This is a genomic window from Blastococcus sp. MG754426, assembly GCF_021699055.1.
Classification (GTDB): Bacteria; Actinomycetota; Actinomycetes; order Mycobacteriales; family Geodermatophilaceae; genus Blastococcus.
Map to the genome: position 1 here is coordinate 1 of NZ_SSXC01000159.1, position 1331 is coordinate 1331.

The window sequence follows — 1331 nt, forward strand, 5'->3', positions numbered from 1 at the left end:
GGACGCTCCTATGCCGGGTCAAGCCGCTGCGGGTGGTGATTCGAGGCGTCGGTAGAGCTCGCGGGCGATGTAGCGCTTGAGGCAGCGCTTGATCTCCCGGTCGGTTTTGCCCTCGGTGCGACGGCGGTCGGCGTAGGCGCGGGTGCGTCCATCGCGTTGCAGGCGGCTGAGGACGACGGTGTGCAGCGCGCGGTTGAGCTGGCGATCACCGGAGCGGTTGAGCCGGTGGCGCACGGTCTTGCCCGAGGAGGCCGGGATCGGGGCGGCGCCGGCGAGCATGGCGAAGGCGGCGTCGCTGCGGCAGCGGCCCGGGTGAGACCAGGCGGTGAGCACGGTGGCGGCCACGATCGGGCCGACGCCGGTGAGCTCGAGCAGGTCCGGCCGCCAGGACCGCACGATCACGCGGATGGCCTTCTCGTGGGCGAGCGCCTCGGCCTCCAGGAAGCGGATGCGGCGGGCCAGGTCGTGCAGCACGGTCAGCGCGGTGATGGCCTCGACATCGGCCTTGCTGGCGCCCGGCCGCAGCCTGGCGGCGGTGGTGATCATGGCGCGGGTGGTCTGCCCGCGGAACCGGCCGCGCACGGACTCCGGGCTGGTGATGACCATGGCCAGCAGTTGCCGCTGGGCTGCGGTGGCGGCCTCCACCGCGGCCCGCCGGGCGGTGAGCAGCATCTGCAGCGCGGCCCGCTCCGGGCCGGTCTTGGGCTGGGCCAGCCGGGTGCGGGCCAGCGCGTCACGGGCGGCGCGTTCGGCGTCGATCGGGTCGGACTTGGCTCCGGCCCGCCGAGCGGGGCGCTTGGGCCGGTCGAGTTCGACGACCAGTTCCTCGGCGTCGGCGAGGTGGCGGGCCAGGCCGGCGCCGTAGCCGCCGGTGCCCTCCATCGCCCACGCCCGCAGCCCGGAGTGCTGCTCGGCTAGGGCGACCAGTGTGGCGTAGCCGTCCGGGTCGGCGGTGACCGTCGCTCGGGCCAGCACCGCACCGGTCCGGGCATCGACGACCGCGGCGGTGTGGGTCTGGCTGTGGGTGTCGACGCCGATGACGACCTCGACCAGCTCTGCCAGCATGGACATGCGTTCACTCCTCACCAGATGGGACGCAGCAGGTCCCGGTCCGGTGCGGAGAGGGCAGGACTGTGATGAGACACGTCAGCGGCAACTGGCGGTCAAGCTCCTGATCAGGCCAACGTCTCCGGCCGGGCCGGTGCCGGCAGCAGCAGGTGGACAAGTCCCGGCAAAGGCACGAGGCCAGTCAGAGCAAGGGTCACGCCCGCTGCCGCCAGCAGTCAGCCCATCACCGACGAACCGACCCGGCCAGCCTCACAGTCAGCGCA

Annotated in this window: 1 protein-coding gene; it reads right to left on the reverse strand. The window is 73.0% G+C overall.

Annotated features, from left to right (window positions below):
• Positions 1–18: 18 nt before the first annotated feature.
• The gene (locus E9549_RS22775) at positions 19–1071 is read right to left on the reverse strand and encodes an IS110 family transposase (protein WP_236828882.1); all 1053 of its coding nucleotides are present in this window, start codon (positions 1069–1071) and stop codon (positions 19–21) included.
• Positions 1072–1331 lie beyond the last annotated feature (260 nt).